This window comes from Campylobacter parajejuni (assembly GCF_046764905.1).
Taxonomy (GTDB): Bacteria; Campylobacterota; Campylobacteria; order Campylobacterales; family Campylobacteraceae; genus Campylobacter_D.
Genome location: NZ_JBKORB010000018.1, coordinates 1 through 3902 on the forward strand (window position 1 = coordinate 1; position 3902 = coordinate 3902).

Below are 3902 nucleotides of genomic sequence, written 5' to 3' on the forward strand. Positions count from 1 at the left end.
TGGTAAGGTTTTAAATTCAGGGTAAGTTTTCACTAAATGTTTAAGGGCATTAATATGGTCAATCGCTGGCATAATGCCATAGTTTTGATAGTCTTCATTGGGTGGGATAAAATCACAATAAAATTCTATTTTCGCATTTTCATCAACCAAACCCGCTTGTTTGATTTCTCCAGCTCTTTGCTCTACAAGGGGAAGAATTTGCTCAAAATTATTCTCATTGGCAAACAAATGGCCTAAACCAATGTTTTGCAAAATGCTATTGGTGCGTTCTAGGTCTTCTTTATTGGGAATAAGTTTGGGATTATACTTCTCATCTATGCTTCTTCTTGCACAAAAACAATGATAAAAAACATTGATGGCTACTACAGGGAAATTCTTAGCCAAATACTGCCTATCAAAGTCTAAAAAAGAAATATTAGCATTTGAGCCGTAGCCGCCTATCACAAAAACCAAAGCTTTGTTTTCTTTGCTATCATCAAAAGTCAGGCGGTATTCTAGCTTTGAAGTGCGTTTAATATTAAGTTCAGTATCATCACAACTTGGAATTTCAAAGCTTTGGTTTATAAGCATATAAAGACCTTTTAATTAATTTAACGCTATTATAATGAAAAAAACTAAAAAGGTAAATGATGATTACTCATATTTATGATTTTTTGGAAAAAAGCGTGGCTAAATTTGGCGAAAAAATAGCCTTTGTCGAGCCTTTTGCTAAGGAAAGAAAAGAGATTACTTATAAGGATTTTGATTTAAATTCCAAAAAACTTGCCAGTGAAATTTTAAGAAGCTTAGGCAGTGATAATCCCACTCAAGAGCCTATTTTAATCATCTTGCCTAAGGGCATTGATTGTTTGATTTCTTTTTTTGGAGTGGCAAGGAGTGGGAATTTTTACACGCTTTTAGATGAAAAAAGCCCTAAAGAAAGAGTGGATAAGGTTTTAGAAATTTTAAAGCCTAAGCTTTTTATCACAGCTAAAAACTTGAAATTTAACTTAAATATCCCCACTCTTTACACCGAAGACTTTGAAAGTTTTAGCCTAAATGAGAGCTTAATCCAAATCGCTAAAGAAAGGCACATTGATACGAATTTGCTCTATGTGTTTTTTACCAGTGGCAGCACGGGCATTCCAAAAGGAGTTAGCATAGCCCATAAAAGCGTGATTGATTACGCTTTTCACTTTTGCGAAACCTTTCAACTAAATGAAAACGAAATCATTGCCAATCAAGCACCGCTCTATGCAGACGCTTCTTTGCCCGATATACTTGCGACAATCAAACCCGCAGCAACATTGCATTTGTTGCCTAACCATCTTTTTGCTTTTCCAAATAAAATTTTAGAATGTTTAGAGCAAGAAAAAATAACTATGATTTTTTGGAAACCTACCGTTTTGATTTATTTTGTTCAAGATAAAGAAAACTTAAAAAATTATCCTTTAAATAGACTAAATAAAATTTTAGTAGGTGGAGAAATAATGCCTATTAAACAACTTAATATTTGGAGAAAACACCTTCCAAATGCTTTATTTGCAAATTGTTATGGTCCAACAGAAATCACTGATGTTTGTTGTTATTATATTTTAGATAGGGAATTTTCAGAAAGCGAAATTCTACCCATAGGTAAAGCTTACAAAAATACAGAGCTTTTGGTTTTTGATGAAGATATGAAGCTTATAAGTCCTAAGCAAACAAGCGTCAAAGGAGAGCTTTTTGTGCGGGGGAGTTCTTTGTCTTTAGGGTATTATAATGATAAAGAAAAAACGGCTAAGGCTTTTATACAAAATCCTTTACATAATCATTACTTGGATTTGCTTTATAGAACAGGCGATATAGTCGCTTATAATGAACTTGGCGAACTTTTATGCTACGGGAGAAATGATAATAGAATTAAATATATGGGACATCGCATTGAACTTGAAGAAATAGAAAGTGTGATAAATTCCCATCAAAAAGTTATCTTGTGTGCTTGTATTTTTAAAGAAAAAATCATTTGCTTTTATGAAAGCGAAGAAGAGCTTGATTTCAAAGCCTTTTTAAAGGATAAATTACCTAGCTATATGCTTCCAAAAAATTTTATAAGAATAGGTAAATTTAAACTCAATCAAAACAGCAAAATCAATAGAAAAGCCTTATATGAACTCGTTTGAAGAATATTTTTACAAGGGATTTAAATTAAGCAATTGCCACGATAATTTTAGTTTAATCCAAGAAAAAATTTCAACACAGCAACTCGTTTTACAAAAAAAAGAAAATCATAATTTTTTCTTTTATAACCTTACAGATGGTTTGTTGTATTATTTCGTCAATGACTTACAAGATTTTAATTTAAAAGCCAACCACATAAAAATACTAAGCAAAACAAACAAGCAATTACTACAACATAATGAATTTTTAAAACTCAATCATTTTAAAGAAATTCTTAATCACAAACAAATGATACTCAGCCAAGAAAATATACACCCTATTCCCTTTTCTTTCATCTCTCAAGCATTTTATGAAGACAGCAAGGAGCTTTATAGCTTTTTTAGAAAATATTTTGACAAATATTTATTTTATTTTTCACAGGAAAGCATTGAGAAAAAGATACCTAATATACTCGTCTATAAAGAAAATCAAAAAATCTGCGGTGCTTTGATTTATACTCAAACATTCAATACAAATTTTTTAGATTTTATAGCAGTAGATAGAAATTTAAAATATAAAAATGTCGCTTTTGCCTTGCTCAATCATTATTTTTTAGCAAACACTCAAAATAAATTCTTTAAACTTTTTGTTGAAGAAAAAAATGAAAAAGCTATCAATTTTTATCAAAGAGCGGGTTTTGTTTTTAACGATATAAATTTAAAATTTTACAGGAATTTCTAATGAATTATTTAAATATTTACATACTAGGCACAGGAAAAGTTGCCAAAGAATGCCAAAAAATAGCCAGTGAGTTTTTTAATCAGGAAGTGATTTTTTTAAAAAATTTAGAAAATTTAGATGATTTTTTTAAAAATCTTAAGAATTGTCTCATTGTCAGTGCAAATAATTCTTATATTTTTAAAAAAGAATGTGTTCAAAATAATACTATCATCAACTATCACAATGCTTTACTGCCCTTTCACAGGGGATGCAATGCAAGAATTTGGAGCATATGGGAAAAAGACAGCAAAACGGGAATTTCTTGGCATTTGGTTGAAGAAAGTATAGATACAGGCGATATTTTAATTCAAAAAGAGTTCGAGCTTAATGATGACTTTACCGCCTTAAGTCTCTTAAATGCTCAACATAACTTAGCCATAGCTTCATTTAAAAAAGCTCTACAAAATTTAGAAAATAAAGTTTTCAAAACTCAAATTATGGGGGGGGGTATCACAAAAAATCAGCTTTGCCTAACAACGGCTACCTAAATCTTAGCTGGGATAAAGAAACAATCTCTCGCTTTTTAAGAGCTATGGATTGCGGTGCTTTAAGCGGGATACCTAAGGCCAAGCTGAAAATCTTTGGGGAAGAAAAAGAAATCTTGCTTTATGAAATTAATGAGCTTGATTTAATTTTAAATTTAAGCGATAATACCATTTTAAAAATTACAAAGGAATAAAATGCAAGAAATCAAACAATTTTTTATCAACATAGATAGAACTGATATAGATGAAAATATGCAAAATTTAGTTAGCGAAGATATCATCGACAGCATAGATATTATGGCTTTGGTTGCTGAAATAGAAAAATTTTATAAAAAGCCTTTAAAAGCCGAATTAATCACGCCTGAAAATTTTGAAAGTTTCCAAAGTATTAAAAGTATGTTAAACCAAGCTTTCACCGAATAAACAAGGCAAATTTATCCCCTACATCTTTAAAAGTAAAAATCTTATTTCCACAAGGATAAGAGATGGAATTTTCTTTCATAGGGGATTTTCTTGTCT

At 30.6% G+C, this 3902-nt stretch carries 5 protein-coding genes and 1 pseudogene; 4 read left to right on the top strand and 2 right to left on the bottom strand.

The window, feature by feature from the left end:
- On the bottom strand, nt 1-570 hold a 570-nt coding region (locus ACLL8X_RS09175; protein ID WP_411990619.1), incomplete at its 3' end, for a DUF2920 family protein.
- Between the two features lie 59 nt (nt 571-629).
- On the opposite strand from ACLL8X_RS09175, the gene ACLL8X_RS09180 reads away from it, so the two are divergent.
- From ACLL8X_RS09180 to ACLL8X_RS09195, 4 genes and pseudogenes are all read left to right on the top strand, one after another.
- Nucleotides 630-2141 carry an AMP-binding protein gene (locus ACLL8X_RS09180; RefSeq protein WP_411990620.1) on the top strand — a complete coding sequence of 504 codons (1512 nt, stop codon included), beginning with the start codon at nt 630-632 and terminating at the stop codon, nt 2139-2141.
- The gene (locus ACLL8X_RS09185; protein WP_411990621.1) at nt 2128-2859 is read left to right on the top strand and encodes a GNAT family N-acetyltransferase; all 732 of its coding nucleotides are present in this window, start codon (nt 2128-2130) and stop codon (nt 2857-2859) included. The genes ACLL8X_RS09180 and ACLL8X_RS09185 overlap by 14 nt, the downstream gene beginning before the upstream one ends.
- A pseudogene (locus ACLL8X_RS09190) lies at nt 2859-3577 on the top strand (formyltransferase family protein). The gene ACLL8X_RS09185 and the pseudogene ACLL8X_RS09190 overlap by 1 nt, the downstream one beginning before the upstream one ends.
- A gap of 1 nt (nt 3578) precedes the next feature.
- Nucleotides 3579-3806, top strand: coding sequence for an acyl carrier protein (locus ACLL8X_RS09195; protein WP_411990622.1), 228 nt, complete (start codon nt 3579-3581; stop codon nt 3804-3806).
- On the opposite strand, the gene ACLL8X_RS09200 is transcribed toward ACLL8X_RS09195, so the two are convergent.
- Nucleotides 3796-3902, bottom strand: a 107-nt coding sequence (locus tag ACLL8X_RS09200) for a DUF2920 family protein (protein WP_411990505.1), incomplete at its 5' end; no start/stop codon positions are given. The two genes, ACLL8X_RS09195 and ACLL8X_RS09200, sit on opposite strands and share 11 nt — an antisense overlap.

What these genes read in the sequence shown, in the direction of transcription:
- ACLL8X_RS09185 (WP_411990621.1), top strand. Translation starts at nt 2,128, where the DNA reads ATGAACTCGTTTGAAGAATATTTTTACAAGGGATTTAAATTAAGCAAT.
- ACLL8X_RS09195 (WP_411990622.1), top strand. Translation starts at nt 3,579, where the DNA reads ATGCAAGAAATCAAACAATTTTTTATCAACATAGATAGAACTGATATA.
- ACLL8X_RS09180 (WP_411990620.1), top strand. Translation starts at nt 630, where the DNA reads ATGATTACTCATATTTATGATTTTTTGGAAAAAAGCGTGGCTAAATTT.